Annotated in this window: 33 protein-coding genes; 26 read left to right on the top strand and 7 right to left on the bottom strand. The window is 68.4% G+C overall.

Annotated elements, in window-relative coordinates; translation table 11 throughout:
• Positions 1 to 27: 27 nt before the first annotated feature.
• Both EON91_RS05415 and EON91_RS05410 read left to right on the top strand, forming a co-directional pair.
• Complete coding sequence (locus EON91_RS05415) at positions 28 to 1,365, top strand: hypothetical protein (RefSeq protein ID WP_292092246.1); 1,338 nt, start codon at positions 28 to 30, stop codon at positions 1,363 to 1,365.
• 83 nt (positions 1,366 to 1,448) lie between these two features.
• Positions 1,449 to 2,675 (top strand): argininosuccinate synthase, encoded by a 1,227-nt coding sequence (locus EON91_RS05410; RefSeq protein ID WP_292092244.1) that lies wholly within the window; start codon positions 1,449 to 1,451, stop codon positions 2,673 to 2,675.
• Between the two features lie 51 nt (positions 2,676 to 2,726).
• Here the strand turns inward: EON91_RS05410 and EON91_RS05405 are convergent, their stop codons facing one another.
• The gene (locus tag EON91_RS05405; protein WP_292092242.1) at positions 2,727 to 3,071 is read right to left on the bottom strand and encodes a hypothetical protein; all 345 of its coding nucleotides are present in this window, start codon (positions 3,069 to 3,071) and stop codon (positions 2,727 to 2,729) included.
• Between the two features lie 181 nt (positions 3,072 to 3,252).
• On the opposite strand from EON91_RS05405, the gene EON91_RS05400 reads away from it, so the two are divergent.
• The 4 genes from EON91_RS05400 to EON91_RS05385 all read left to right on the top strand — a co-directional run bounded on the left by EON91_RS05400 (position 3,253) and on the right by EON91_RS05385 (position 5,546).
• A complete protein-coding gene (locus EON91_RS05400; protein ID WP_292092240.1) occupies positions 3,253 to 3,765 on the top strand; it encodes a hypothetical protein in 513 nt (170 codons plus the stop codon).
• Positions 3,766 to 3,773: 8 nt separating this feature from the next.
• Positions 3,774 to 4,205 (top strand): hypothetical protein, encoded by a 432-nt coding sequence (locus EON91_RS05395; RefSeq protein ID WP_292092239.1) that lies wholly within the window; start codon positions 3,774 to 3,776, stop codon positions 4,203 to 4,205.
• Positions 4,206 to 4,256: 51 nt separating this feature from the next.
• Complete coding sequence (locus tag EON91_RS05390; RefSeq protein WP_292092236.1) at positions 4,257 to 4,910, top strand: LysE family translocator; 654 nt, start codon at positions 4,257 to 4,259, stop codon at positions 4,908 to 4,910.
• An 84-nt stretch (positions 4,911 to 4,994) separates the two neighbouring features.
• Entirely contained in the window at positions 4,995 to 5,546 is a 552-nt protein-coding gene (locus tag EON91_RS05385) for a hypothetical protein (RefSeq protein ID WP_292092235.1), read from the top strand.
• A 66-nt stretch (positions 5,547 to 5,612) separates the two neighbouring features.
• On the opposite strand, the gene EON91_RS05380 is transcribed toward EON91_RS05385, so the two are convergent.
• Positions 5,613 to 6,350: a DUF6065 family protein gene (locus tag EON91_RS05380; protein ID WP_292092288.1), complete on the bottom strand. Its 738-nt coding sequence runs from the start codon at positions 6,348 to 6,350 to the stop codon at positions 5,613 to 5,615.
• Between the two features lie 71 nt (positions 6,351 to 6,421).
• Between EON91_RS05380 and EON91_RS05375 the strand changes: the two genes are divergently transcribed.
• From EON91_RS05375 to EON91_RS05350, 6 genes are all read left to right on the top strand, one after another.
• Entirely contained in the window at positions 6,422 to 6,961 is a 540-nt protein-coding gene (locus EON91_RS05375) for a prolyl-tRNA synthetase associated domain-containing protein (RefSeq protein WP_292092233.1), read from the top strand.
• 45 nt (positions 6,962 to 7,006) lie between these two features.
• The gene (locus EON91_RS05370) at positions 7,007 to 7,222 is read left to right on the top strand and encodes a DUF4287 domain-containing protein (protein ID WP_292092230.1); all 216 of its coding nucleotides are present in this window, start codon (positions 7,007 to 7,009) and stop codon (positions 7,220 to 7,222) included.
• A complete protein-coding gene (locus EON91_RS05365) occupies positions 7,219 to 7,398 on the top strand; it encodes a hypothetical protein (RefSeq protein WP_292092227.1) in 180 nt (59 codons plus the stop codon). The genes EON91_RS05370 and EON91_RS05365 overlap by 4 nt, the downstream gene beginning before the upstream one ends.
• A gap of 261 nt (positions 7,399 to 7,659) precedes the next feature.
• Positions 7,660 to 8,562 carry a thioredoxin gene (gene trxA / locus EON91_RS05360; RefSeq protein ID WP_292092224.1) on the top strand — a complete coding sequence of 301 codons (903 nt, stop codon included), beginning with the start codon at positions 7,660 to 7,662 and terminating at the stop codon, positions 8,560 to 8,562.
• Positions 8,563 to 8,577: 15 nt separating this feature from the next.
• The gene (locus EON91_RS05355; RefSeq protein WP_292092219.1) at positions 8,578 to 9,234 is read left to right on the top strand and encodes an LON peptidase substrate-binding domain-containing protein; all 657 of its coding nucleotides are present in this window, start codon (positions 8,578 to 8,580) and stop codon (positions 9,232 to 9,234) included.
• A gap of 103 nt (positions 9,235 to 9,337) precedes the next feature.
• Entirely contained in the window at positions 9,338 to 9,532 is a 195-nt protein-coding gene (locus EON91_RS05350; RefSeq protein WP_292092216.1) for a Trm112 family protein, read from the top strand.
• 16 nt (positions 9,533 to 9,548) lie between these two features.
• Here the strand turns inward: EON91_RS05350 and htpX are convergent, their stop codons facing one another.
• A complete protein-coding gene (gene htpX, locus EON91_RS05345; RefSeq protein WP_292092214.1) occupies positions 9,549 to 10,496 on the bottom strand; it encodes a zinc metalloprotease HtpX in 948 nt (315 codons plus the stop codon).
• A gap of 88 nt (positions 10,497 to 10,584) precedes the next feature.
• Here htpX and EON91_RS05340 point away from each other — a divergent pair, with 88 nt between their 5' ends.
• Both EON91_RS05340 and EON91_RS05335 read left to right on the top strand, forming a co-directional pair.
• A complete protein-coding gene (locus EON91_RS05340) occupies positions 10,585 to 10,818 on the top strand; it encodes a DUF1674 domain-containing protein (RefSeq protein WP_292092212.1) in 234 nt (77 codons plus the stop codon).
• Between the two features lie 141 nt (positions 10,819 to 10,959).
• Positions 10,960 to 11,388: a hypothetical protein gene (locus EON91_RS05335; protein WP_292092210.1), complete on the top strand. Its 429-nt coding sequence runs from the start codon at positions 10,960 to 10,962 to the stop codon at positions 11,386 to 11,388.
• Positions 11,389 to 11,391: 3 nt separating this feature from the next.
• On the opposite strand, the gene pyrF is transcribed toward EON91_RS05335, so the two are convergent.
• Complete coding sequence (gene pyrF / locus EON91_RS05330; protein WP_292092208.1) at positions 11,392 to 12,114, bottom strand: orotidine-5'-phosphate decarboxylase; 723 nt, start codon at positions 12,112 to 12,114, stop codon at positions 11,392 to 11,394.
• A gap of 99 nt (positions 12,115 to 12,213) precedes the next feature.
• Between pyrF and EON91_RS05325 the strand changes: the two genes are divergently transcribed.
• The gene (locus tag EON91_RS05325; RefSeq protein ID WP_292092206.1) at positions 12,214 to 12,912 is read left to right on the top strand and encodes a MarC family protein; all 699 of its coding nucleotides are present in this window, start codon (positions 12,214 to 12,216) and stop codon (positions 12,910 to 12,912) included.
• Positions 12,913 to 12,951: 39 nt separating this feature from the next.
• Here the strand turns inward: EON91_RS05325 and EON91_RS05320 are convergent, their stop codons facing one another.
• Together EON91_RS05320 and EON91_RS05315 are read right to left on the bottom strand one after the other, a co-directional pair.
• Positions 12,952 to 13,767 carry an SDR family oxidoreductase gene (locus tag EON91_RS05320; RefSeq protein ID WP_292092204.1) on the bottom strand — a complete coding sequence of 272 codons (816 nt, stop codon included), beginning with the start codon at positions 13,765 to 13,767 and terminating at the stop codon, positions 12,952 to 12,954.
• A 9-nt stretch (positions 13,768 to 13,776) separates the two neighbouring features.
• Entirely contained in the window at positions 13,777 to 14,238 is a 462-nt protein-coding gene (locus EON91_RS05315) for an Rrf2 family transcriptional regulator (RefSeq protein WP_292092201.1), read from the bottom strand.
• 176 nt (positions 14,239 to 14,414) lie between these two features.
• Here EON91_RS05315 and EON91_RS05310 point away from each other — a divergent pair, with 176 nt between their 5' ends.
• The 6 genes from EON91_RS05310 to truA all read left to right on the top strand — a co-directional run bounded on the left by EON91_RS05310 (position 14,415) and on the right by truA (position 20,310).
• The gene (locus EON91_RS05310) at positions 14,415 to 16,358 is read left to right on the top strand and encodes a potassium transporter Kup (protein ID WP_292092199.1); all 1,944 of its coding nucleotides are present in this window, start codon (positions 14,415 to 14,417) and stop codon (positions 16,356 to 16,358) included.
• A 56-nt stretch (positions 16,359 to 16,414) separates the two neighbouring features.
• Positions 16,415 to 17,755: an RsmB/NOP family class I SAM-dependent RNA methyltransferase gene (locus tag EON91_RS05305; protein WP_292092287.1), complete on the top strand. Its 1,341-nt coding sequence runs from the start codon at positions 16,415 to 16,417 to the stop codon at positions 17,753 to 17,755.
• A gap of 90 nt (positions 17,756 to 17,845) precedes the next feature.
• Positions 17,846 to 18,427: a peptide deformylase gene (def, locus tag EON91_RS05300; RefSeq protein WP_292092198.1), complete on the top strand. Its 582-nt coding sequence runs from the start codon at positions 17,846 to 17,848 to the stop codon at positions 18,425 to 18,427.
• Complete coding sequence (locus EON91_RS05295) at positions 18,424 to 18,627, top strand: hypothetical protein (protein WP_292092196.1); 204 nt, start codon at positions 18,424 to 18,426, stop codon at positions 18,625 to 18,627. The genes def and EON91_RS05295 overlap by 4 nt, the downstream gene beginning before the upstream one ends.
• Before the next feature lie 19 nt (positions 18,628 to 18,646).
• Positions 18,647 to 19,573 carry a methionyl-tRNA formyltransferase gene (gene fmt, locus EON91_RS05290; protein ID WP_292092193.1) on the top strand — a complete coding sequence of 309 codons (927 nt, stop codon included), beginning with the start codon at positions 18,647 to 18,649 and terminating at the stop codon, positions 19,571 to 19,573.
• Positions 19,573 to 20,310 carry a tRNA pseudouridine(38-40) synthase TruA gene (truA, locus tag EON91_RS05285; protein WP_292092192.1) on the top strand — a complete coding sequence of 246 codons (738 nt, stop codon included), beginning with the start codon at positions 19,573 to 19,575 and terminating at the stop codon, positions 20,308 to 20,310. Before fmt ends, truA begins: the two co-directional genes overlap by 1 nt.
• A 45-nt stretch (positions 20,311 to 20,355) precedes the next feature.
• Here the strand turns inward: truA and EON91_RS05280 are convergent, their stop codons facing one another.
• The gene (locus EON91_RS05280; protein WP_292092190.1) at positions 20,356 to 20,493 is read right to left on the bottom strand and encodes an entericidin A/B family lipoprotein; all 138 of its coding nucleotides are present in this window, start codon (positions 20,491 to 20,493) and stop codon (positions 20,356 to 20,358) included.
• 99 nt (positions 20,494 to 20,592) lie between these two features.
• Between EON91_RS05280 and EON91_RS05275 the strand changes: the two genes are divergently transcribed.
• The 5 genes from EON91_RS05275 to EON91_RS05255 form a co-directional block, all read left to right on the top strand.
• Positions 20,593 to 22,257, top strand: coding sequence for a thiamine pyrophosphate-binding protein (locus EON91_RS05275; RefSeq protein ID WP_292092188.1), 1,665 nt, complete (start codon positions 20,593 to 20,595; stop codon positions 22,255 to 22,257).
• 98 nt (positions 22,258 to 22,355) lie between these two features.
• Positions 22,356 to 22,811 carry a hypothetical protein gene (locus EON91_RS05270; protein WP_292092187.1) on the top strand — a complete coding sequence of 152 codons (456 nt, stop codon included), beginning with the start codon at positions 22,356 to 22,358 and terminating at the stop codon, positions 22,809 to 22,811.
• An 86-nt stretch (positions 22,812 to 22,897) separates the two neighbouring features.
• Entirely contained in the window at positions 22,898 to 24,742 is a 1,845-nt protein-coding gene (locus EON91_RS05265) for a DUF885 family protein (RefSeq protein WP_292092185.1), read from the top strand.
• Between the two features lie 36 nt (positions 24,743 to 24,778).
• Positions 24,779 to 25,504 carry a tRNA (guanosine(37)-N1)-methyltransferase TrmD gene (gene trmD / locus EON91_RS05260; RefSeq protein WP_292092184.1) on the top strand — a complete coding sequence of 242 codons (726 nt, stop codon included), beginning with the start codon at positions 24,779 to 24,781 and terminating at the stop codon, positions 25,502 to 25,504.
• A gap of 2 nt (positions 25,505 to 25,506) precedes the next feature.
• On the top strand, positions 25,507 to 25,724 hold a 218-nt coding region (locus EON91_RS05255), incomplete at its 3' end, for a 50S ribosomal protein L19 (RefSeq protein WP_292092181.1).

The raw sequence follows: 25,724 nt of genomic DNA, 5'->3' as shown, positions 1-25,724 counted from the left end.
CACGACTGTCCTATGGGAGGGATGATGATGCGCACCCGGCTTCTCGCCAGAAATTCGCTGGCCTGTCTTTCGCTTGGTCTGGCGGTCGCCGGCCTGTCGCTGTCGGCGTGCGCCACCCCGGCCCGGCCGCCCGCTGTCGCCTCGCCTTCTCCGGTCATGGCCGCGCTGGACGCCGCCGCACGGGATTATGTCGCCCTGACTCTGGAGATCGGCGAGCGCGAACCGGGCTATGTCGACGCCTATTACGGCCCGGCGGACTGGGCCGAAGCTGCGAAGGCCAGCCCCCGCACCGTGGCGCAGTTGTCGGTCGCCGCCGCCGACCTGAGCGCTCGCCTGAACGCAATGCCGACGCAGGGCCTGGACCGCGAGGGCCTGCAACGCCGCGCCTATCTGCTGGCCCACGTCTCGGCCGCCTCGGCCCGGTTGCGGATGCTGGCGGGCGAGAAAATGGGCTTCGCGGACGAGGCCGAGGCCCTGTTCGGCGTCCGGCCGGAATTGAAACCGCTGGAAAGCTATGACGCAACCCTGGCGCGGATCGACGCCCTGGTCCCCGGCGACGGGCCGCTGGCCGATCGGGTCGCCGCCTTCCGGTCGCGCTACGTCATTCCCAAGGACCGGCTGGACACGGTGATGCGGGCCGCCATCGCCGAGTGCAAGGCGCGCACCGCCCGCCACATCCCCCTGCCGACCGACGAGACCTTCACCCTGGAGTTTGTCAACGACAAGCCCTGGTCCGGCTACAACTGGTACAAGGGCAAGGCCTTCAGCCTGATCCAGATCAACACCGACCTGCCCATCTATATCGACCGGGCGGTCGATCTGGGCTGCCACGAGGGTTATCCCGGCCACCACGTCTATAATGCCCTGCTGGAACGCACCTTTGTGACGAACAAGGGGTGGATCGAGATGAGCGTCTATCCGCTGTACAGCCCCATGTCCTTCATCGCCGAGGGCAGCGCCAACTACGGCATCGACCTGGCCTTCCCCGGCCATGAGCGGGTCGAGTTCGAACGCCGCGTCCTGTATCCGCTGGCCGGGCTGGACCCTGCCACGGCCGAGGCTCAGGCCCAGGTGCTGGGCCTGACGCGCGAACTGGCGCGGGCCGAATACACCATCGCGGACGACTTCCTGTCGGGCCGGGTGGATCGGGAGACGACGCTGGACCGGCTGCAGAAATACAGCCTGGTGGCGCGCGATCGGGCGACCCAGCGGCTCAGCTTCATCGAGACCTACCGCAGCTATGTCATCAACTATGGCCTGGGCCGCGACACGGTTCAGGCCTGGGTCGAGCGCCAGGGGCCGGATCACTGGAAGGGGATGGAGACCCTGCTGGCCAGCCAGACCCTGCCGGTCGATCTGCTGTAGGTCGCGGCGCCTCTTGCATCGCGGGCCGTCTGGTCCTTTAAGCGCCGCGAACGCCTCCCCGCGCTCCTGCAAGGATTTTCGCCATGACCGCTGCTCCCAAGAAGGTCGTCCTCGCCTATTCCGGCGGGCTCGACACCTCGATCATCCTGAAGTGGCTGCAGACCGAATATAACGCCGAGGTCGTGACCTTCACCGCCGACCTGGGCCAGGGCGAGGAACTGGGGCCGGCGCGCGAAAAGGCGCTGAAGCTGGGCATCAAGCCCGAGAACATCTTCATCGACGACCTGCGTGAGGAATTCGTGCGCGACTTCGTCTTCCCGATGTTCCGCGCCAACGCCCTGTATGAAGGCCAATATCTGCTGGGCACCTCGATCGCGCGACCGCTGATCGCCAAGCGCCAGATCGAGATCGCGCGTCAGGTCGGCGCCGACGCCGTCTGTCACGGCGCCACCGGCAAGGGCAACGACCAGGTCCGGTTCGAGCTGGGCTATTACGCGCTGAACCCCGACATCCACGTCATCGCCCCCTGGCGCGAGTGGGAGTTCCGCAGCCGCGAAGCTCTGCTGGACTTCGCCGAGAAGAACCAGATCCCGATCGCCAAGGACAAGCGCGGCGAGGCGCCGTTCAGCGTGGACGCCAACCTTCTGCACTCCTCATCCGAGGGCAAGGTGCTGGAGGATCCGGCCGTCGAGGCGCCCGAGTTCGTGCACCAGCGGACCATTTCGCCGGAAGACGCGCCGGATGTGGCGACGGTCATCGAGATCGGCTTCGAGCGCGGCGACGCCGTCTCGATCAACGGCGAGGCCATGTCGCCCGCCACCCTGCTGACCGCCCTGAACCAGTACGGCCACGACAACGGGATCGGCCGTCTGGACCTGGTCGAGAACCGCTTCGTCGGCATGAAGTCGCGCGGCGTCTATGAGACTCCCGGCGGGACCATCCTGCTGGCGGCGCACCGCGGCATCGAGTCGATCACGCTGGATCGCGGCGCCATGCACCTGAAGGACGAGCTGGCGGTGAAATACGCCCACCTGGTCTACAACGGCTTCTGGTTCTCGCCCGAGCGCGAGATGCTGCAGGCCGCGGTGGACAAGAGCCAGGAAAAGGTGTCCGGCACGGTGCGGGTCAAGCTCTACAAGGGCAACACCACCGTCATCGGCCGCGAAAGCCCCTACAGCCTGTACGATCAGGATCTGGTGACCTTCGAGGAAGGCGTCCAGGCCTATGATCACCACGACGCCGAGGGCTTCATCAAGCTGAACGCCCTGCGCCTGCGGGTGCTGGCCAAGCGCGACGCTCGGGACGTCTGACAACGGACGTTCGGCCGCGAACAGTGTGTCGCGGCCGAACGCCCTGATCGATCAATCGTCCGGGTTCTGACTCCGCGCCCGGTACTGGGCGGCCGTCATGCGCAGTCGGACCGTATCGCCCTCGACGAAGGCTTCGCGGCCGTAAATGCGGCGATAGTTCATATATCGATCTTCAGTGAAGAAGGTCTGGTTGGGACCGTAGTCCGTCGGTTTCGAAGCCCAGGCGATTTCCGCCACGCGTCCGCCGTCTGACGAGATAACGGCCATCCCGTTGACCAGCCCTTTCACGCCTTCAGCCTGGGTTGCGGCGGCCGGGGCGGCTTCAGTGGTCGCGGCCTGCTGGGCCACGGCGGGAGAGGCTGCGGCGAGCGCCAGGATCGCGAGAAGCGTTTTCATATAATCCTCCGTCGACTGGCCCTAAGGCGGGCCGTCAACGATGCGGGGCCATCACCTTGGCTCCGGCAACCGCATTGAGACGGAAGCGCTGCTGACTGCGACGAGCGGGCGCCTTACCGCGATTTCACTTGTCGGCGAGTGACGTTGGGCGGACTTTGCGGCCACCGACAGGAGCTCCGCCATGATCCGCGTTCTTTCCCTGACCGCCGCCCTGGTGCTGGCGCCCATGGCGATCGCCACGTCCGCATCCGCTTTCGACGGCGACCCCACAACGGCCCAGACCGCCGCCGAGGCCGCTCTGGAGCGCGCGGCCGCCGATTTCGAGGCGCGAATGCAGACCTTCCGCGATCAGGCCGAGCCGATCCGCGCCGACAGTCGCCTGAGCGAGGGCGAGCGCGAGGAAGAGCTGGAAGCGCTGTGGAACGCCTACGCCGAAGAGGTCGAGACCTTCACCACCCTGGCCACCGAACACGCCGCCGAAATCGCGGCTCTGGCGCTGGCCTCGCTCGATATCGACGCCATCGTCGCCGAGGCGACCCGGACCACCAGCGCTGTGGCCCTGGGCATGGCCCGGAACGGCGCCTGGGCCATCGACGATCCCGATCAGGTCGTCACCTATGGACTGATGGCCGACTACGCCATTCACGCCGTGGCCGACGCCATGGACGACGTCGAAGAGGCGGAGGGGGAATGAGAACCGCCATGCTGAAACCGCTTTCCCTCGCCCTTGCCGGGCTGTCGCTGGCCGCGACGGTCGCGACGGCCGATCCGCTGGATACGCCCAACCGGCCCGGCGCGCCCGTCGTCTGCGACGGCCGGCTGGACCCGCAGTTCAACGCCATCAAGGCCGATGCGGCGCTGAGCGAGGCCGAACGCGAGCTGCGCCTGAAGGAAGTGTGGGAGACGTGCAGCCCCGGCCTGATGGACGCCATCGGCGGCCTGACCCGGATGGCCGTCGATCTATCGGTGGACACCTATATCGACGCCGCCGTCGGCGGGGCCGACGCCGATGTGGCGGCCGCGAACGCCGACGCCGCCGTGGCCGGGTTGAAGGCCAACAGCGCCGACCCTGATCACCGCGTCACCAACGCCCTGGTCGCCCAGTATCACCGCGAACGCGGCGCCGCGGACTGATCCGCCGCACAGGCGCTTGACCGCACACCGGCTTCGGCCGACACGCGCGCCATGACCGCGCCGCACCTGCCCGTCGATCCGCACCTGTTCCTGGCATATGTCGGGGTCATGGCGGTGATGGCGGTGACGCCCGGCCCGGCCAATGTCTTCGCCGTCGCTACAGGCGCCCAGCGTGGCAAGCGCGCGGCCCTGGCCGCCGTGGCCGGGATGAACAGCGCCACCCTGGTCTGGTTCGGCGCCGCGGCCCTGGGGCTGGGCGCCCTGGTCACCGCCTTCCCGCAGGCCTTTCGCCTGATCGCCGTCGCGGGTGCGGCCTACGTCGCCTGGCTGGGGATCAAGGCGCTGATCGGCGCGCTGAAGGCCCAGGCCCCGGCCACGCCCGAAGATCCCGAACCCGGCGCGCCGCGCCTGAACCGCAGCGCCGTGCGCGACGGCTTCATGGTCCAGATCGCCAATCCCAAGGCTATCCTGTTCTTCACCGCCGTTCTGCCGCCGTTCCTCGACATGCAGCGCCCCGCCGCGCCGCAACTGGCGCTGTTCGCGGCGACCACCGTGGTGCTGGATAGCCTGGCCATGTGCGGTTACGGCCTGGGCGGGGCGGCCATCGCCGAGCGGATGCAGCGGCCCGGGTTCAGGCGCGGGTTCGGGGTGGCGGTCGGCGTGCTGCTGATGCTGGCGGCCGGCCTGATCGTACTGCGGCTCTGAGGCCCCTTGCCAAGCTTCGGAACCGGCGCATTCATGCGCCGTTCAGGAGTCATCGCGCCAGACTCTCTCCCAAAGGAGATTTCCATGAAATTCCGCGCCCTGAAACCGATGGTCGTCGTGGCGACCGCCGCACTGGCCCTGGCCGCCTGCGCCACGGCCACCCCGTACCAGCCCGCCGGTCAGGGCAGCCGTTACGGCTATTCCGACATGCGGCTGCAGGAAGATCGCTATCGCGTGACCTTCGCCGGCAATTCGGTGACCTCGCGCGAGCAGGTCGAGATGTCGCTGCTGCTGCGCTCGGCCGAGGTGACGCTGCAGAGCGGCTATGACTGGTTCGCCACGGTGAACCGCGCCACCGACCGCGACAGCCGCTACTACACCCAGCCTGATCCGTTCTATTCCAGCCGTTACGGCCCGTACTGGAGCCCCTACTGGCGCTTCCAGCGGCGTGGCTACTGGAGCCGCTGGGACCCCTTCTGGGGCAATGACTTCAACGTTCAGGAAGTGACCCGCTACGAAGCCTCGGCCGAGATCGTCATGGGACGCGGCCGCAAGCCCGCCAACGACGCCAACGCCTTTGACGCCCGCGAGGTGGTGGACAATCTGGGACCGCGCGTGGTCCGCCCGGCGAACTGATCCGGCCTGAAACAGCAGACGCCGCCGCCCGAAAGGACGGCGGCGTTTGTCGTTCTGGCGGCGTTCCTAGCCGACCCGGGGCGTCTTCAGCCGGCGCTTGTTCACATGGGCCGGGGCGGCGCCCATCGCCTCGGGCAGTTCGCCCTTGAAGTAGAACCGCTGCCACGCCTCCTTGGCCGCATCGGGATCGCCCGACGCCAGGCGGCTGTTGAAGTCGGTGCGCTGGCGGTTCCAGGCCTCGAACTGGCCCTTCATGCCGGGGTTGGACTCCAGCGAGCGGATCACCGGCTCGAACGCCTCGATCTTCTTGTGCTCGATCGGCTGGATGAAGCAGAAGGGCTCGCCCTTCTCGAACCGCACCCGGCCCGGGCGCGTGAACAGCCAGTTCATGGTGAAGGGGAAGGGCAACCAGTCCGTCTCGACCAGACCCGTCAGCGGCTGGATGCCGTCCTTGATGTGGTTCGGCGCGCCCGAGCACAGCATCCCCCAGCCCGGCGGCGTGCGGAACAGATACTGCGGATGCAGCGTCAGCACCCCGCTGGAGAAGTGCGAGGTGACGAAATGCTCCAGCTCGGGCTGGGGCCGGTCCGGCGTGATGGTGATGTCTTCCTGACGCGGGCCGCCGTTCCATTCGGCGGTGAAGCCGAACGGGCACAGGATCTCCCACCCCGTGGTGTTGGCCATGTTCAGCGGCAGGCAACGATAAGGATGGCGACCGATGAAGGCGTCCATCCAGTTGCGCGACTGACGACCGGGGACCAGGTCACACGGCCGCGACATCATCGGATAGCATTCCAGTTCCAAGGGGGCGCTCCGGCGGGTATCGAACAAGGGAAGGCTCCTCCCTAGCCCTCGTCCGGACCAGCCGTCAAAGCATGACCGAGCCCCAGCATCAGCCGCCCTTCGACCGCGACCGTCTGCTGGCCTGGATGGCCGATCGCGGCGTCGCCCAGACCACCCACGATCACCCCGCCGTCTTTCGCGTGGAAGAGGGGCTGGAGCTCAAGTCTGCACTGCCCGGCGCCCATACCAAGAACCTGTTCCTGAAGGACAAGAAGGGCCGGCTTTGGCTGATCTCGGCGCGTCAGGACACGATCATCGACCTGAAACGCGCCCACCGGGCCATGGGCTCGGACCGGCTGTCGTTCGGCAATGAAGCCCTGCTGTGGGAGACGCTGGGCGTCCGCCCCGGTTCGGTCACGGCTCTGGGCCTGATCAACGACGTGGACCGCCGCGTCACCTTCGTGCTGGATCGCCGCCTGCGGGACGCCGACATCGTCAACTTCCACCCCCTGACCAACACCGCGACCACGGCCCTGTCGCAGGCGGATTTCCGCAAGGTCATGCAGGCGCTGGGCCGCGACCCCATCGTCGTGGATTTCGATGCGCTGGAAACGGACCTCTTGCGGGTTTGAACGCCAGCCCACATCATCGTTTGGCTGTGATGGGGGAGAGAGCGCATGGCTGAAGACAAGGTGAAGGGGCCGGCGTCCTACTTCCCGTCCATCGAGAAGACCTATGGACGTCCGATCGCCGAGTGGCAGCACCTCGTCCGCGGCGCCTATCCGGCCAAACACATGGATCTGGTGGCGATGTTGAAGGCCGACCACGGCCTGGGTCACGGACACGCCAACGCCATCGTCGCCTACACCCTGTCCCAGGACGGTCTCAAATGACGGACCCGCAGACTCCGCCGTCAGGGCCCTCCATCAAGAAGGACGGTCCGCCATTCGTCCTTGGAATTTGCGGCGGAATCATCCTGGGCGCCCTGATCGACAATATGGCGATCGGCCTGCTGGTCGGCTTCGCCGTGGCGTTCGGCCTCATCAGGTTCGGACGCCGTTCCTCCTGAGCTCCCCTCCATAAACACTCCCATTGGGAGAGGGTATCGATCCGCCCCCTTCTGACGCAACGCTCTGTTATGGCCGGCCCCGATTGAGGGGCCGAACCGGCCCATTTCAGACTAATCAGACTATTCGGACCTGTTTTTTCGGCGACGGGTCTGAAATCCTGCGGCAGTGCGCCCGACTTCCTCCCGATCGGCGCTTGATGGCGAGGCATCCCGACGCCATCTGATCCGTTACAAATCCTGCGCGCCACCACGGACCCGACCATGACCTTCGCCGACCCGACGCTGAACACACCCCAGGACCTGATCAGGGACGGCACGGACGCCTCCTTCATGACGGACGTGATCGAGGCGTCGAAGACCCAGCCGGTCATCGTCGATTTCTGGGCGACCTGGTGCGGCCCGTGCCGGACCCTGGGTCCCGCGCTGGAAAAGGCCGTGCGCGCCGCCAAGGGGGCGGTGAAGATGGTCAAGATCGACGTCGACAAGAACCCGGCCTATGCGGGCCAGCTGCGGGTTCAGTCGATCCCCACGGTCTACGCCTTCGTCAACGGCCAGCCGGTCGATGGCTTCCAGGGCGCCATTCCGGACAGCCAGATCGCCGCCTTTATTGACAAGCTGACCGGCGGCGAGGGCGGCAACGCCGACATCGAGAAACTGCTGTCGCTGGGCGAGGAATCGCTGGGCCTGAACGATCTGGGCGGCGCCGCCCAGGCTTTCGCCGAGGTGCTGACCATCGAGCCGGAAAACCAGAAGGGCATCGCCGGCATGGCGCGGGTCTATCTGGCCGACGGCGACGCCGAACAGGCGCGCCAGACTATCGCCATGGCCCCGGCCGACTCGACCGATGCGGCGGTGCAGAGCGTGCGCGCGCAGCTGAGCCTGGCCTCATCCGCCCCTGAAAACGCCGCCACTGCCGAGCTGGAGGCGAAGCTGAAGGCCGACGCCAACGACCATCAGGCGCGCTTCGACCTGGCTTTGGCCCTGGCTGCGGGCGGCGACCTGAAGGGCGCCGTCGATCACCTGCTGAAGATCGTCGCCGCCGACCGCGAGTGGAACGAACAGGCGGCCCGCAAACAGCTGCTGACCATCTTCGAGGCGGCGGGTCCGACCAGCGAGGTCGCGCGCGACGGACGGCGCGGCCTGTCCACCATCCTGTTCTCCTAGCGGCAGGCGCGGCGAATGGCCCAGGGCTATGTGCGAACCAGCGAACTGTCCCAGGTCCTGCCGGTGTTTCCGTTGGGCGGGACGATCCTGCTGCCGCGCGGCCAGCTGCCACTGAACATCTTCGAGCCGCGCTATCTGAACATGATCGATGACGCCATGGCGGGAGATCGAACCATCGGCATGATCCAGCCCATGGGCGGGCCGCCGCAACTGCCCGGTCTGGCGGCGGTCGGTTGCCTGGGTCGGATCACCAGTTTCGCCGAGACCTCTGACGGACGCTATCTGATCACCCTGACCGGCGTCTGTCGGTTCGCGGTCGGCTCGGAACTGCCGGTACAGACGCCCTATCGCCAGGTGCGGGCCGACTTCCGTTCGTTCGAGCATGACCTGAACGCCCCCGATCCGGCCGAGGATTTCGATCGCCAGGGGTTCCGTGAGGCGTTGCGCGCCTATCTGGATGCGCGCGGGCTGGAAGTAGACTGGGATACCGCCGACAGCGCTCCGCCCGAGGCCCTGATCAACAGCCTGTCGATGGCCCTGCCGTTCGAAGTGGCCGAGAAACAGGCCCTGCTGCAGGCGCGGACCCTGCTGGATCGCGCTGCCGCCCTGACCGCCCTGATGCGGATAGACGCGGCCGACCCGGGCGACGAGGACGGGCCGGGACTGCAGTAGTGGCGGACCGGTGGCGCCGGGACGATCCGGGGACTAAACAGCGATCTGAAACAGGGCTCCAGACGGCCCTCAAGTAGCGCGAAGCGCGGTAGGGCCACCCATAATGAGCGACGTCTTCAACACTCCCGTCTCGGTCGACCCCCGCCTGCTGGAAATGCTGGTCTGCCCCGTCACGCGCGGACGCCTGACCTATGACCGCAAGGCCAATGAGCTGGTCTCGGCCGGGGCCAAGCTGGCCTATCCGATCCGCGACGGCGTGCCGATCATGCTGGCCGAGGAAGCCCGCAAGCTGGACTAGGGATCAGCCCCCTTGCTCAGCCCCAAGGGCCACGCGGCTGGGGCGTGGTGGGCACGCCGGTCGTGACGCGCGCGGGCGCCACATCGGCCACGGACGCGCGCGGACGCATCCCCATCTTCGTCCCCAGCTCCATCAGGGCGCGGACGCGATTGCAGGTCGCCGGGTGGGTCGAGAACAGGTTATCGGCGCCGCGCCCCGCCAGCGGATTGATGATGAACAGCTGGCCCGAGGCCGGATTGCGCTCGGCCGTGACGTTCACGATCCGCTTGGAATAGGCCTCGATCTTCTGCAGGGCGTCGGCCAGGGCCTGGGGATCGCCGGCGATCTCGGCGCCGACGCGGTCCGCCTCGTATTCGCGGGCGCGGCTGATGGCCATCTGCACCAGGCCCGCCGCCATCGGGGCCAGGATCATCAGCGCCAGCGTCCCGATCATGCCGCCCGGCCGCTCGCGGTCGTTGCCGCCGAAGAAGAGGGCGAAATTGGCCAGGGCCGAGATGGCGCCTGCCACCGTGGCCGTCACCGTCATGGTCAGGGTGTCGCGGTTCTTCACATGGGCCAGTTCGTGCGCCATCACGCCGCGCACCTCGTCCCGCGTCAGCATGTCCAGCAGGCCGGTGGTGGCGCAGACGGCGGCGTTCGCCGGGTTGCGGCCGGTGGCGAAGGCGTTGGGCTGGTCGTTGGGGATGATGGCGATCTTCGGCCGAGGCAGGCCCGCCCCCTCGGCCATCTGGACCACGTCGGCGACATAGTTGCGCACCACGGCGTTGGGATGGCTCTCGTCCACCGGCTGGGCGCGGTACATCTTCAGGACGATCTTGTCCGCGTTCCAGTAGCTGAACAGATTCATCCCCCCGGCGAAGACCAGGGCGATCAGCATGCCCGTGGTCCCGCCGATCAGGTAGCCGATCCCCATGAACAGGGCGGTCAGGGCGGCCAGCAGGACAAAGGTCTTCAGGTGGTTCATTCGGGTCGATCTATCGCGAAAAACATGGCGCCGCTCGCCTGAACGCCTATTTGAGACCGCGTATCCCCGCCCTCAAGGCAAGGCCCCTGTGACCGAACAGCCCACCCCGCCTGAAGACACGCCCGGCTTCAACGCCGAAACGCCCCACGCCACGCCGGAGCGGCCGATCAGCGACATCGCGCGCCGCGCCCTGCTGGAAGCGGCCGAACGTCGCGCCGCCGAGGACGCGGCCGTCCTGTCGCCCGAGCATGGCGGCCCGCGCGGCCCCGAACCGACCCGGTATGGCGACTGGGAGAAGAAGGGGCTGGCGGTCGATTTCTGACCCGCCGTCACGCCTGACAGGCGAATTCCGAACGAAGTTCTTTCATCCGCGTTAACCTTTGCCGCTTGACCCCAAAGGACGCCGCCGATGACCCGTCACCGCCTTTCCCCCCGCGCACTCGCGACTGGCGCGGCGGTATCCTTGCTGCTGTCCGGGATCGCCGGGGTCGCCTCGGCCCAGAGCTATCGCTACGCCCCGCCTCCGCCGCCGGTCGAGGCCTGGGGCGCGCCGGCCTGGGGCCAGCCGTATGGCGCCGGAAACTGGAGCCATGTGACGGGTTATTCCTATGGCTATTCCGGCGTCGGCCAGCCCTATGCGCCGGTTCAGCCCTATGCCTATGGCGGCCATCCGGCCTATGGCGGCGCCTATCCCTATGACTGGCGGCGTCAGGATCGGGGCGGGCGGTATGGATACAGCGTCCGGCATGACGAGCGGCGGTCCGGCTACCGCGACCGCTGGGGCTATAATGATGACCGGCCGCCGACCAGTCGCCGCTATGGCGATGACCGTCCGTATGCGGACTATCGCCCGGACTGCGACTGCCGTGACATCTATCTGTACGACCGCTGAGGTCTAGATCAGGGCGATGGAGGCCGCGATGGCGCCCGCCGCCGCGCGCGGATCCGCCACGGCGGTGATCGGGCGGCCGATGACCAGATGGGTCGCCCCGTCCGACAGGGCCTGCTGCGGGGTCGCCGCGCGGGCCTGATCGTCCATGGCCGCGCCCGCCGGACGCACGCCGGGCGTGACGATCAGGAAGTCGTCGCGTCCTGCAGCGCTGGCCAGTTCGCGCACCCGCTTCGCCTCGACCGGGCTGGCGACCACGCCGTGCAAGCCGACGTCCAGCGCCTGACGCACCCGGTGCTCAACCAGGTCAGCGGCGTTCAGCCCGTGATCGTCGGCGCGCAGGTCGGCGTCGGTCAGGCTGGTCAGGACAGTGACGCCCAGCACCTTCAGCCCCGACCCCGCCACGCCGCGCATCGCCGCCGCCATGACCTGGGGCCGCGCATGGACGGTCAGCAGGTCGCAGCCGGACCCGGCAAGCGCCGCCGCTGCCTTTTCCACCGTCGCGCCGATGTCGTGCAGCTTCCAGTCCAGGAACACCTGTTTACCCTGGGCCTTCAACTCGCGCGCCAGGCCCATGCCCCCGGTCGCGAACAGTTGCAGGCCGATCTTGTAGAAGACCACGCTGTCGCCCAGCCGGTCGACCAGCGCCCGCGCCTGATCGCCCGTCGGCACGTCCAGGGCGCAGATGACGCGCGGGTCAGCGGGGCGATTGGTCAGCTCGACGGACATTCGGACGCCTTTGGGCTATGGCGGGTTGCAGGCGCGCGCGGCCCGGCCGATAGGTAGGCGGCGGCAGCGCGAACAAGGCTTTCTGGGCGAGGGGAATCAATGGACGCGGTCGATCTGGGGGTCAACCTGTTCGTGACGCTGTTCGCGTTGCTGGATCCCATCGGCAATATCCCGATCTTCGCCGCCGCCACTGCCGGCGCGTCCTTGCGCCAGCGCATCTCGGTGTCGGGCCTGATCTGCCTGTTCGCAGCGGTTTTCCTGGGCTTCTTCTTCTTCACCGGCCTGGGGCTGCTGCAGTTCTTCGGCATCTCGCTGGCGGCGTTCCGCATCGCCGGCGGCGTGCTGCTGCTGCTGCTGGGTCTGGACATGGCGCGCGAGGATTTCATCGCCACCTTCGCCGACAAGGACGCGGCCACCGACCTGAAGGATGTGCGTGGTTACGCCAAACGGCGGTTCCAGCGGCTGGTCGTGCCCTTCGCCATTCCGCTGATGATCGGGCCGGGCGCCATCTCGGCCATCATCATCCAGGCGGGCGAGGCGGAAAAGCTGGGCGCGGCGGGCACCGCCGCCTCGCTGGCCGCCATCGCCGCCGCCTGCGTCGTGTCCTTCATCAGCTTCGCCCTGACCGGCCCGATCAGCCGCGTGCTGGGCGACGTCGGTCTGGCCATCGTGGTGCGGGTGCTGGGCCTGATCCTGTGCGCCCTGGCGATCCAGTTCATCCTGATGGGCCTGGGCGAGGCCCTGCCCGGGATCATCAGCTCGGGCGTGACCACGCCCTATCCGGCGGGTGGGCACTGATCGCGACGGTTCCTCCCCAGGTGGAGAGGAGCAAGCGGCTCAGATCCGCTTCAGCCGCTTGGCGTGACCGCCGACCATGTTCAGGGCGATGCGGTCGGGCAGGTGCTTGGCCAGGGCGGCCAGCAGGCGGTTGCGGCGGCCCGGCGTGACGCTGGGCCGGTTGGCCTCCAGCGCGGCATAGCCCTCGCGCGCGACGCGGGCGGCGTCCATCCACATCCAGGCTGGATAGGCGGCCGAGACCTCGGCCCGCGTGCCGTTGGCGTCGTGGAACTCGGTCAGGGTGTAGCCGGGGTTCAGACTGGTGACGTGGACGCCCCGGTCGCGCAGTTCCAGATGCAGGCCCTGCGACGCCTTGATCAGGAAGCTCTTGATCGGTCCATACAGGGTGTCGCCCCCCGTCGCGGGCATCTGACCGGCCAACGAGGCGACGTTCAGGATACGGCCGAAGCCGCGCTGGACCATGCCGGGCGCCAACAGGCGGCTGAGTTCGACCGGAGCGGCCAGCATGACCTGCAGCATGGCGGCCTGATCGTCCGGCGGCGTGTCGAGGAAGCCCGCCGTGCGGCTGAACCCGGCGTTGTTGACCAGTCCGTCGACGATCAGGCCGCGCGCCGTGAGGGCCTCGACCAGACGGCGCGACGCGGCGGGGTCGGACAGGTCCGCGGGGATGACGTGAGCGGCGACGCCATGGGTCGCCATCAGGCGCTCGGCCAGGGCGCGCAGAGCGGGCTCGCGCCGCGCGGTCAGGATCAGGTCCCAGCCGTTCGCGGCGAAGACTTCCCCCAGTGCGGCGCCGATGCCGGCCGAGGCGCCGGTGATCAGAACAAGAGGACGTCGGCCGTCAGGTCGGCTCACGCGTCAGGCTCAGGCGGCGCAGGGCGAGGCAGGCACGTCGACCAGCGAGTCCGCATTTTCGGCCAACAGGTCGGCGATCGTCACCTTGGACAGGCGGTCGGCGGCGGCCTGATTGGCGGCGGTCAGGGCCTTGGCGACCTGTCGCGGAATATGTTCGCCGACCGGACACCCCTTGGCGCCCGCCGGGGTCGAACCCAGGTGTGCGCAGCCGTTCACGGCCTTGAGCACCTCGTCCATGCGAATGTCCTCGGGCCGACGCAGCAGCCAGGCCCCGCCGGCGGCGCCGGGGCGCGTGCCGATCAGGCCGGCCTTGGCCAGCAAGGCCGTGACGCGGCGGATGACGACGGGGTTGGTCGGAACCGAGGCCGCCAGCAGGGCGCTGGGCGCGGCCTGGGCAGGCGCATAGGCGCCCTTGTGGGCCAGATAGGCCAGGGCATGGGCGGCGACGGGGAAACGCTGGCTGTCTGACATGGCTTTTACCGCCTGAATGTAGTGATCTCGCGCCGGTTTCACAAATTGCGTCGCCCAACGCCGCCGATACCGATGCAACCGGACCCTCACGGGCACGATTGAAGCGGGCGCGGAAAGGGTCTAAAGGCCCGCCGCTCTGGATGGGCCCGGCTCCCTTCGGCGCCCGGAGGAACGAGATGGTCGGGGATTCTTCCCGCGCCGACGGCGCCGGCCCTTCGGGGGAGGCTCAGCCGGATCAATCGATCGACGACAGCCATCAGCCCGGCAAGCGCTGGCCGCTGATCATCGCCGCCATCGGTGTCGTCTTCGGCGACATCGGCACCAGCCCCCTTTATGCCCTGCGCGAAGCCATCGACCACGCCCGGACCGGCGTGGGCGGCGATCTGGCTGTGCTGGGGGTCGTGTCGCTGGCCTTCTGGGCGCTGATGGTGGTGGTGACGTTCAAATACGTCCTGTTCCTGATGCGCGCCGACAACAAGGGCGAGGGCGGCACCCTGTCGCTGATGGCCCTGGCGCAGCACGCGATCGGCCGACGCAGCGCCTGGATTTTCGTGCTGGGCGTCTGCGGGGCGGCCCTGTTCTATGGCGACGGCATCATCACGCCCGCCATTTCGGTGCTGTCGGCGGTTGAGGGCCTGCAGGACGCGCCGGGGCTGGATGGGCGGCTGGACGCCTTTATCCTGCCGATCGCAGCGGTGATCCTGATCACCCTGTTCATGGTCCAGTCGCGCGGCACGGCCCGGCTGGGACGGTTCTTCGGCCCGATCACGGCTGTCTGGTTCCTGTGCCTGGGCGGGCTGGGGCTGTTTCATATCTTTGATGACATCAGCATCCTGCGGGCCCTGTCGCCGCATTACGGGATCATGCTGCTGATCAATGACGGCTTCCTGGGCTTCGTCATCCTGGGCAGCGTCTTCCTGGCCGTCACGGGGGCCGAGGCGCTGTACGCGGACATGGGCCATTTCGGAAAGGCGCCGATCCGCCAGGGCTGGCTGTATTTCGTCCTGCCCTGCCTGACGCTGAACTATCTGGGCCAGGGAGCCCTGATCCTGGACAATCCGGGGGCGGCGTCGAACCCGTTCTGGAACATGGTGCCGCAGTTCGCCTACTGGCCCATGCTGATCCTGGCCACGGTCGCGACGGTGGTGGCGTCACAGGCGGTCATCACCGGCGCCTTCTCGGTGACGCAGCAGGCGGTGCAACTGGGCCTGCTGCCGCGCATCGACATCCGCAACACCTCCGAAAGCCAGGCCGGGCAGATCTATGTTCCGGCGGTCAATTCCCTGCTGATGGTCGGGGTGCTGGCGCTGCTGGTCACCTTCCAGTCGTCGCACAATCTGACCGCGGCCTATGGCGTGGCCGTAACGGGCACCATGCTTGTCAACACCCTGATGTCGTGGTCGGTGGTGACGAAGAAGTGGAAATGGCCGCTGTGGGCGGCGCTGGGCACGCTGATCCCGTTCGCGGTGATCGATCTGACCTTCCTGACCTCCAACCTGCTCAAGATTCCGGACGGGGCGTGGATGCCGCTGGTGCTGGGCGCGGGACTGGTGCTGATCATGTGGACCTGGGTCAGCGGCACCCAGATACTGACCGCCAAGACGCGCAAGGACAGCCTGCCGCTGGCCGACCTGATCGAGATGCTGAAGGCGCGACCGCCGCACCGGGCGCCGGGCACCGCCATCTTCCTGACGTCAGACCCCGAGGTCGCGCCGGTGGCGCTGATGCACAATCTGAAGCACAACAAGGTGCTGCACGAGAAGAACATCATCCTGACCGTGCGCACCGCCGACCGGCCGCGCGTGGCCGAAAGCCAGCGCGTGGTGATGTCGCCCATCAACGACGACTTCAAGACACTGACCGTCACCTATGGCTTCATGGAGACGCCCAATGTGCCCAAGGCGCTGGGCCTGTGTCGCAAACAGGGGCTGAAGTTCGACATCATGTCGACCAGCTTCTTCCTCGGCCGTCGCTCGGTCGTTCCCTCCGCCCGTCAGGGCATGCCTTTGTGGCAGGACAAGCTGTTCATCTTCCTCATGCGTAACGCCGCCAACCCCACCGACTTCTTCCGCATTCCCCCCGGCCGCGTGGTCGAGCTGGGCACACAGGTGTCGGTGTGAGCGCCGGTCCTGGAAAGCCGACGGGCGGGCGCTCGTCCGCCGCGCGCGGTCGCCGCATGGCCGAAAAGGCGCGCGGCCCTCGCCCCGCCCCGGCCGCCGCGCCGGTTGAAGACGCCGCCGCCGACATTGGCGTCGAGGCCCGGCTGGCCGCCGGCGTGCTGCTGAATGCGGCGCTGGAAAAGCGCGGCGGCATGGACGAGGCGTTGAGCCAGCCCGCGCTTCAGGCCCTGCCCGCACCGGACCGGGCCTTCGCCCGCGCCGTGGCCATGGCCGCCCTGCGCCGGCTGGGCGAGATCGACCAGATTCTGGACCGCCGTCTGCAAAAGGCGCCGCCCCTGCCCGTGCGCACCATCCTGCGCATCGCCTTGGCCCAGACCCTGGTGCTGGAGACGCCGGCCTTCGCGGCGGTGTCGACGGCCGTGAAATTGGCAGAGCGCGATGCCAAGGCCCGACCGTACAAGAATCTGGTCAACGCCGTGCTTCGCGGCATCGGTCGCGACGGCCCCGGCCTGACCACCGCCACCTCCAACCTGCCGGACTGGATCGCCGCCCGCTGGCGCGCTGCCTATGGCGAGCCGTTGCTGGAAGGTCTGGCCCTGGCCACGCGCGAAGAGCCGCTGACCGACCTCAGCCTGAAACCCGGCGCCGATCCGGCCGCCGTGGCCGAGGCGTTGGACGGCGAGGTCCTGCCCGGCGGCACGGTGCGCACCGGCCGTCGCGGCGATGTGGCCGGCTGGCCCGGCTATGACGACAGCGGCTGGTGGGTTCAGGACGCGGCGGCCGCCGTGCCCGCCCGCCTGCTGGACGTGAAGGCCGGTCAGACTGCGCTGGACATGTGCGCCGCGCCGGGCGGCAAGACGCTGCAACTGGCCGCCGCCGGCGCCGACGTCGTCGCGCTGGACCGGTCCGAGGCCCGGCTGAAGCGGCTGCAGCGCAATTTCGAGCGCACCGGCCTGCCGGTCGAGGTCGTCGCGGTTCCGGCCGAGGATTGGGACGACGCCCGCACCTTCGACGCCGTGCTTCTGGACGCGCCCTGCACCGCCACCGGCACCTACCGCCGCAACCCGGAAGTGCTGCGCGCGACGCGGCCCGCCGACGTGGCCAAGCTGGCCGACGTGCAGCACCGCCTGCTGGACGCCGCCGCCGAACGGGTGAAGCCGGGCGGACGGCTGGCCTATTGCGTTTGCTCGCTGGAGCGCGAGGAGGGGGAAACCCAGATCATCGCCTTCCTGCGCCGCAACCCCGCCTTCCGCACGGTGGCCGCCGATCCGGTCGCCGTGGGCGCCCCGCCTGAGGCCCTGACACCCGAAGGCTGGCTGCGCATCCTGCCCGCCCACTGGCCGGAAAAGGGCGGTCTGGACGGCTTCTTCATCGCCTTGCTGGAACGCGTGGCTTAGGGGCTGTCATCTTGGTGTGCAGGCGCCCTAAGACCCAGTGCGACACTGGGAAATCTTGACCTGAGGGGCCTGTGCGCCTACCTCCCCGGCATGGCTATTCGTCGCATCCTGACCATCGACAACCCCGCCGATCTGGCGGTGCTCAAGACCGTCTCCACACTCGTCGAGGGCGGGGTCGGTGAAGAGTTGCGCGGTCTGATGGATGACATGCTGGAGACTATGTACGCGGCGCCGGGCATCGGCCTGGCCGCGGTGCAGATCGGCGACACGCGCCGGGTCATCGTCATGGATCTGGGCGACAAGGCTGTCGACGGCGCCTCGGAAGAGCCCGAGGCCGAGGAGAGCGAAGACCTTCAGCGGGCCCGTCGCAACCCGCGCTATTTCGTCAATCCCGAGATCGTCTGGTCGTCCGAAGAGCTGTTCAGCTACGAAGAGGGCTGCCTGTCGGTGCCGGAATATTTCGACGCCGTGCAACGCCCCGCCCGCGTGCGCATTCGCTACCTCGGCTATGACGGCCAGTCGGTTGAGGAAGAGGCCGAGGGCCTGTTCGCCGTCTGCATCCAGCACGAGATGGATCACCTCCAGGGCGTGCTGTTCATCGACCACCTGTCCCGTCTCAAGCGCGAGCGGGCGGTGGCCAAGGTCAAGAAGAACGCGAGGTTGGCGGCGTGAGCATCCGTTTCCGTGACGACGAACATCACCTGACCCGCGCCGGCAAGGTCGGCGTCGGCTCGGTGGCGGCCCTGGTCGCCGTGGGCGTGATCGGCTTTGTCGCGGGCCTGCTGGTCGATCGCCTGCTGGATTTCGACGACGCGCTGGACGCCGGCGGCGAGTGGGACGAGGGCGGCGGCGTCTATACCCGCTGGCAGTAACCGCCTAAACGCGTCGTCCATGCGCCTAGCCTTCATGGGAACCCCCGAATTCGCCGTGCCCTCGCTGGCCGAGCTGATCGCCTCGGGTCACGAGATCGTCGCCGTCTATTCGCAGCCGCCGCGCCCCAAGGGCCGAGGGCAGAAGCTGACGCCGTCACCGGTCCACGCCTTCGCCGAGGCCATGGGCCTGCCCGTCTTCACGCCCGAGAGCATGAAGGCGGCCGACGCCATCGAGACGTTCAAAAGCCTGGACCTGGATGCGGCCTGCGTCGTCGCATACGGCCAGATCCTGAAGCCAGAGGTGCTGGCCGCGCCGCGCCTGGGCTGTTTCAACCTGCATGGCTCGCTGCTGCCGCGCTGGCGCGGGGCCGCCCCGATTCAGCGCGCCATCATGGCCGGCGACCGCCAGACCGGCGCCCAGATCATGCGCATGAGCGAGGGGCTGGACGAGGGGGCGATCATCCTGTCCGAGGTGATGGACATTCTGCCGACCGACACGGCCGCCAGCCTGTCCGAACGCATGGCGACCACGGGCGCGACGCTGTGGACCCGGGCCCTGGCCGCCATCGAACGCGGCGGCTTCACCGAGACCGAACAGGTCGGGGAGGTCACCTATGCCAAGAAGATCACCCCGGCCGAAGCGCACATCGACTGGACCCGCTCGGCGGCGGACGTGGACGCTCACATCCGCGGCCTGTCGCCCTTCCCCGGCGCCTGGTTCGAGATTGCGGGCGACGAGCCTGTGCGGATCAAGGCGCTGATGTCGAAGGGGGTCGAGGGCGCGGGCGCGCCGGGCCAGGTGCTCGAGAGCGGGCCGCGATTGGTGGTGGCCTGTGGTACGGGCGCGGTCGAACTGATCCGCGCCCAGCGCCCCGGCAAGGCGGCGCAGGCGGCCGAAGAGATGCTGCGCGGCTATCCGGTCCCCGTTGGAAGCGTGGTGGGCTGATGCCCCGTTATCGCCTGACGCTGGAATACGACGGCTCGGCCTACAACGGCTTTCAGGCCCAGCGTGACCAGCCGACGGTGCAGGGCGCGGTCGAGACGGCGCTGACCGCCTTTTGCGGCGAGACGATCCGGCTGGCCGCCGCCGGACGCACCGACACGGGCGTGCATGCGATCGGTCAGGTGATCAGTTTCGACCTGGCCCGCGACTGGCCCGAGGCGACGGTGATGAACGCCCTGAACGCCCATCTGGTGCAGGAGGCGGTGGCGGTGCTGGACTGCGCCCGGGTCGAGGGCGACTGGCACGCGCGCTTCTCGGCCACGGGACGGGCCTATCTGTACCGCATCCTGAACCGGCCCGGCCGTCCGGCGCTGGATCAGGGGCGGGTCTGGCATGTGAAGCGGCCGCTGGATGCGGACGCCATGCACGCGGCGGCACAGACGCTGGTCGGGCTGCACGACTTCACCACCTTCCGCGACGTGAACTGCCAGTCGGCCAGCCCGGAAAAGACGCTGGACGTCGCCCGCGTGTCGCGCGTCGGCGAGGAGGTGCATCTGGTGTTCGAGGCGCGCAGCTTCCTGCATCGGCAGGTGCGGTCGATGACCGGCACCCTGGCGGAGGTCGGTCTGGGCCGCTGGAGCGTGGCGGACGTGGCGGCTGCGCTGGCGGCGAAAGACCGCACCGCCTGCGGACCGGTGGCGCCGTCGGACGGCCTGTATCTGACCGGCGTCCGGTATTGACGGCGCCGCTCCTCCCCACAAGCGGGTGAGGAGCGGCCCGCGATCTCAGCGACGCGCCGAGTTCGAGCCCGACGTGACCGCGTCGCCGGCGGCGGATACATCGCGGCCGATCCCGGCGATGGTGTTGCAGGCCGAAACGGCCAGGGCGGCGGCGATGACGGTCAAAGCGACGATCTTGCGCATGAGTTTTCCCCGAAAAACGATTGTGACGGTGTATGAACACCAAGCTTGACCATACAGTTGCATGGTCAAGCCTGTCTCTGATCTGCTAACGGCGAACTTATGACGCAAGCCCCCGGAACCGCCGCCCGCCGCCTGGTCGAAACCCTTGTCGTGAACGGGGTGGATCGGGTCTTCTGCGTGCCGGGCGAGAGCTATCTCGCCGTGCTCGACGCCCTGGCCGATGTCGAGGAGCGGATTCAGGTCATCGCCTGCCGCAACGAGGCCGGCGCCGCCAACATGGCCGAGGCCTATGGCAAGCTGACGGGCAAGCCGGGCGTCTGCATGGTCACGCGGGGACCGGGCGCGACCCACGCCAGCATCGGCGTGCACACGGCGCATCAGGATTCGACGCCGATGATCCTGTTCGTCGGCCAGATCGCCCTGACCGACCGGGGCCGCGGCGCCTTCCAGGAGGTCGATTACCGCGAGGTGTTCGGCGGCCTGGCCAAATGGGCTACCGAGATCGAGAGCCCCGAACGCACCGTCGAGATCGTCGAGCGCGCCTTCGCCACCGCTCTGCAAGGGCGGATGGGGCCGGTCGTGGTGGCCCTGCCCGAGAACATCCTGCACGACGACGGCGGCCCGGCCCCCGTCCGCGCCGTGACCCCCGCGCGTTCGGCGCTGGACCCGGCCTTCGTCGAACAGGTGCGCGCCCGTCTGGCCGCCGCCGAGCGGCCGCTGCTGGTGCTGGGCGGGTCGGGCTGGACCGAGGCGGCGACCACCGCCATCGCCGACTGGTCCGCGCGCCTTGGCCTGCCGGTCGCCCTGTCGTTCCGGCGCAAGGACCTGATCGACAACCTGGCGCCGAACTATGCCGGCGACCTGGGGCTGGGTTCGAACCCCAAGCTGCTGCAAAGGGTCCGCGACGCCGACCTGATCCTGTGCATCGGCGCGCGCCTGGGCGAAAATCCGACCCAGGGCTATACGCTGCTGGACCGCGCGCGCACGGCGCAGACCTTGATCCACATTCATCCGGGTCCGGAAGAACTGGGCCGCGTCTGGCCGACGCTGGCGTCCGCCGCCGCCGATAATTCGTTGGCCGCCATCGCCCTGTCGGCGGTCGAGCCGGGTCGCACTTGGGCCGATCAGGCCGCCGCCGCCCACGCCGACTACATCGCCTTCTCGACCCCCATCGCGGTCGAGAGCGCGGTGAACATGAGCGAGGTGATCGCGCATCTGGGCGAAACGCTGCCCGCCGACGCCATCCTGACCAACGGGGCGGGCAATTTCGCCGCCTGGCTGCACCGCTTCCACCGCCACCGCGCGCGTGGCACGCAACTCGCCCCCACCTCGGGCGCCATGGGCTATGGCTATCCGGCCGCCATCGGCGCCAAGAGCGCCCAACCGGGCCGCGAGGTCGTCTGCATCGCGGGCGACGGCGACTATCTGATGACGGGACAGGAGATCGCCACGGCGGTCCAGTACGGGATCAACGTCATCGTGGTGGTGGTCGACAACGGCGCCTACGGCACCATCCGCATGCACCAGGAAGGCCACTATCCGGGCCGGGTCATCGCGACCGACCTGAAGAATCCCGACTTCGTGAAATACGCCGAGGCCTTTGGAGCGTTCGGCGTTCGCGTCGAGCGGACCGGGGATTTCCCGGCGGCGCTGGCCGCCGCGCGGGCGGCGGGCCGCCCCGCGCTGATCCATGTGATCACCGACGCCGAAAATATCGCGCCGGGCCGCACGATCACGGGCCTGCGCGCCGCCGCCAGGGACTGATCGAACGGGGCTGATCGCAACTCCGCCGCAAGCGACTTGCGGTGGAGCTTTCCCGCGTCAGGATCGTTGAACGGCGACACCCGCCGCACGGAGCCCCTATGCGCGCCATCCTTGTCTCCACCCTGATCGCCGGCGTCGGCCTGACGGCCTGCGCCACCCCCGCCGCGCCGGATGGCGGATCCGTCGCCGCCGGCTCGGGCGACGACTGCGCCGTCATCGCCGCCATCGGCAAGGAGCATTTCCGCTTCAACACGACCGACAACGTGCCGCCGCCGCTGTGGCTGGACGCCGCCGGCTCGAACTGGGCGCCGCAGTGCGACTGGGCCCGCTATGGCCTCAGCTTCCCGACCATCCACGACCCGAACCGCCCACCCGCGACCGGCGAGCGCCTCCGCTGGGTCCAGTTCAAGCAGCCGCGCTATGACGGACAGGGCGCGATGGTCGAGGCCGCGATCATGCACGGGCCGCTGGCGGGCATGGGCTATGAATGCCGTGTCCGCTCGGGCTTCGCCGGCTGGACGGTGCAGGAGTGCAAGGCCGGCTGGGTCTCCTGATCGGCTTGTCGATCTGACCTAGGCGGTTGCGTCCGGGACCGGCTGCGGGAATGGTGCGCCCCTGATTTTTGTTTCGGGGGTATCTCATGCGTCGTCTTCTGATCTCGTCCGCCGCCGCCCTGGCCCTGATGGCCGGACCGGCCCTGGCCCAGCAGGGCGCGACGCCCCCGGCCAATGAGCCTGCCCCCGCCCAGGTCCAGAACGAGGACGCGCGTCTGGCGTCCTTCTTCGATCAGGCCTTCCAGGAGCGGATCGCCCTCAGCCCGCAGTCGATGACGTCACTGGGCATCAAGACCGACTACGACAAGCTGGATGATGTCTCCGACGCCGCCGCCGAACGCGCCCTGGCCCTGCAGGAAGACCAGCTGGCCCGGATGAAGGCCGGCTTCGACCCCGCGCGGCTGAGCGAACAGAGCCGCCTGTCGTGGCGTCTGTTTGAATACGGCGTCGAGCAGGCCCGCCTGTCGAACCGCTGGCGCGACTGGGGCTTTCAGTTCGCGGCCAACGGCAATCCGACCACCGGGCTGCCGGTCTTCCTGATCAACAACCACCGGATCGACAGCGTCGCGGACGCCGAAGCCTATGTGGCGCGGATCGGCGAGGCCGAACGCTATATGGGTCAGGTGGCCACGACGCTGAAGGCGCGCGCGGCCGGGGGCGTGGTGTCGCCGCGCTTCGTCTTTGAACCCAGCCTGGCCAATACCCGCGCGGTGATCTCGGGCGCGCCGTTCGACAGCGCCGCCGACAATCCGGTGTGGGCTGATTTCCAGAAGAAGGTCGGCGCGCTGGACGTCGATCAGGCGACCCGGGACCGGCTGCTGGCCTCGGGCCGTGAGGCGCTGACCGGACCGTACAAACGCGGCTATGACACCGTGCTGGCGGCCCTGGCCGAGGTTCGACCGATGGCCGACAGCGATGCGGGCGTGTGGCGCCTGCCGCAGGGCGAGGCCTATTACAACGCCCGCCTGCAACTCTCGACCACGACCGACCTGACCGCCGACCAGATCCACCAGATCGGTCTGGACGAGGTCGCGCGCATCCAGGCCGAGATGGAGACGATCAAGGCCAGGGTCGGCTTCACCGGCTCGCTGCAGGAATTCTTCGCCCACCTGAAGACCGATCCGCGCTTCCAGTATCCGAATACGGCCGAGGGCAAGGAACAGTATCTGACCGACGCCCGCGCCTTCATCGCCCAGGTGATGGATGTGGCGCCTCAATGGTTCAGCGACCTGCCGAAGGCGGCGCTGGAGGTGCGGGCGGTCGAGGCGTGGCGCGAATCCACCGCCTCCATCGCCTTCTACAACTCGCCCGCGCCCGACGGTTCGCGGCCCGGGATCTATTACGTCAACCTGTCGGACATGACCCAGGTGCTGAAGCCCCAGATCGAGGGCATCAGCTATCACGAGGGCGCGCCGGGCCACCATTTCCAGATCGCCTATGCGCAGGAGATCGAGGGCCTGCCCCGCTTCCGCCGCTTCGGCGGTTACGGCGCCTATGCCGAGGGCTGGGGCCTGTACGCCGAGCAACTGGGCAAGGAGATGGGCTTCTATCAGGACCCCTATTCCGACTTCGGCCGCCTTTCGACCGAGCTGTGGCGCGCGGTGCGTCTGGTGACCGACACCGGTCTGCACGCCAAGCGCTGGAGCCGCGAACAGGCCATGGCCTATTTCCGCGACAACTCCCTGCTGTCCGAGCGCGACATCGGCAAGGAGGTCGAGCGCTACATCACCAGCCCCGGCCAGGCGACCAGCTACAAGATCGGCGAACTGAAGATCTTCGAACTGCGTCGCCGGGCGAAGGCCGCGCTGGGCGACCGCTTCGACATCAAGGATTTCCACGCCGTCGTCCTGCGTTCCGGCTCGGTGCCGCTGGACGTGCTGGAAGACCAGGTCGACGGCTGGATCGCGACCGGGGGCGGCGCGCCGGGCTGACTGGCCTTGTAGCGTTCGGAGCGGTAAAGGCGCGCCATGGCTTTCACCGCGACCGTCCTGACCATGTTCCCCGAGGCGTTTCCCGGGCCGCTCGGCGTGTCGCTGATCGGCACGGCGTGGCGCGAGAAGGGGCTGTGGGACCTGCAGACGCTGGACATTCGCGCCTTTTCCGAAGATAAGCGCGGCTTCCTGGACGACACCCCTGCGGGTGGCGGTCCCGGAGCCGTGCTGAAAGCGGACGTGGTGGCCCGGGCTCTCGACAGCCTGACAGGCCCATCCCGGCCGCTTTTGTACATGAGCGCCCGTGGTCGGCCCCTGACCCAGGCGCGCGTGAAGGAATGGGCCAGGGCGGACGGCGTTGTCGTTCTGTGCGGCCGTTTCGAGGGGGTGGACCAGCGCGTGCTCGACGCGCGCGGGTTCGAGGAGGTCTCCGTCGGGGACGCGGTGCTCGCCGGCGGCGAGGCGGCGGCCATGGTGGCGATCGAGGCGTGCATAAGGTTGATCCCTGGCGTCCTCGGCCAGGCGGACAGTCTCAGTAGCGAGAGTTTCGAGGACGGCCTTCTGGAGCATCCGCAGTACACGCGACCGCGGACGTTCGAGGGGCTGGAGATACCCGAGGTGCTTCTGTCGGGCGATCACAGGAAGATCGCTCAATGGCGCGAGGCGCAGCGGGAACTAACGACGCGGGATCGCCGACCGGACCTCTGGGACGCGCATCTGGCCAAATCACAGCTAAAGGGCGCGAAAGCCCGAGGAGAATGACCATGAATATCGTTCAGCAGCTCGCTGCCGAAGAAAAAGCCCGCGTCCTGGGCGACCGCAAGATCCCCGACTTCCAGCCGGGCGACACCCTGCGAGTCAACGTGAAGATCAAGGAAGGCGAGCGCGAGCGCGTTCAGGCCTTCGAAGGCGTCTGCATCGCCCGTGACGGCGGCGGCGTGAACGAGACCTTCACCGTCCGCAAGATTTCCTTCGGCGAGGG

Source organism: Brevundimonas sp., from assembly GCF_004210735.1.
GTDB lineage: Bacteria > Pseudomonadota > Alphaproteobacteria > Caulobacterales > Caulobacteraceae > Brevundimonas.
Note: the sequence above shows the minus strand (reverse complement) of the source record. Positions and strands in the feature narration are given on the sequence as shown.